The following is a 905-nucleotide window of genomic DNA, read 5'->3' as shown; positions in this document are numbered from 1 at the left end:
CGGTGACGTTCATCCCGAAGAACCTGGGCAACGCCTACTTCGACACCTCGAACGCGGGTGGCAAGAAGGCGGTCGAGGAGTTCGGCGGCTCGTATGAGGAGGTTGGCCCGGCCGAGGGTTCCCCGGATGGTCAGGTGACCTACATCAACACCGCGACCCAGCAGGGCCGCGACGCGCTGGTGATCTCGGCCAACGACCCCGACGCGCTGTGTGATGCGATCGGTGAGGCGCGTGACGCCGACATCAAGGTCGTGACCTACGACGCGGACACCAACCCCGACTGCCGCGACCTGTTCATCAACCAGGCCGACGCCGCGGGTATCGCGAAGGTCCAGGTCGAGATGATCGCCGAGCAGATCGGTGACGCCGGCGAGATCGCGTTCCTCTCGGCTGCGGCCAACGCGACGAACCAGAACGAGTGGATCGGCCTCATGGAGGACGAGATCGCGGCCTCGCACCCCGACATCAAGGTCGTCGACACCGTCTACGGTGACGACGACGACCAGAAGTCGTTCGACGCGACCGCGGCGCTGCTGAACAAGCACCCCGACCTCAAGGGCATCATCTCCCCGACCACGGTCGGTATCGCTGCTGCCGCGCGCTACCTGTCCACGAGCGACGCGAAGGGCAAGGTCGCGCTGACCGGTCTGGGCACCCCGAACCAGATGCGTGACTTCGTCAACGACGGCACCGTGACCGAGTTCGCCCTGTGGAACCCGGGCGACCTGGGCTACCTGGCCGCCTACGCCGCCGAGGCGCTCGTCAAGGGCGACATCGAGGGCGAGGGTGACTCCTTCACCGCCGGCGACCTCGGCGAGTTCACCGTCGGCGCGGACAACACCGTCCTGCTCGGCGACCCGTTCCGCTTCAACAAGGACAACATCGCCGACTTCGACTTCTGATCG

At 66.3% G+C, this 905-nt stretch carries 1 protein-coding gene; it reads left to right on the top strand.

Annotation, left to right across the window (positions count from 1 at the left end):
* A partial coding sequence (gene rhaS, locus V7S47_RS25645) for a rhamnose ABC transporter substrate-binding protein (protein ID WP_336564264.1) occupies positions 1-902 on the top strand: 902 nt, incomplete at its 5' end.
* Between the last annotated feature and the right edge of the window lie 3 nt (positions 903-905).

Origin of the sequence: Nocardioides sp. CCNWLW216, assembly GCF_037120545.1 — a bacterium.
Taxonomy (GTDB): Bacteria; Actinomycetota; Actinomycetes; order Propionibacteriales; family Nocardioidaceae; genus Nocardioides; species Nocardioides lianchengensis.
This window is presented reverse-complemented; position numbering and strand designations above follow the sequence as displayed.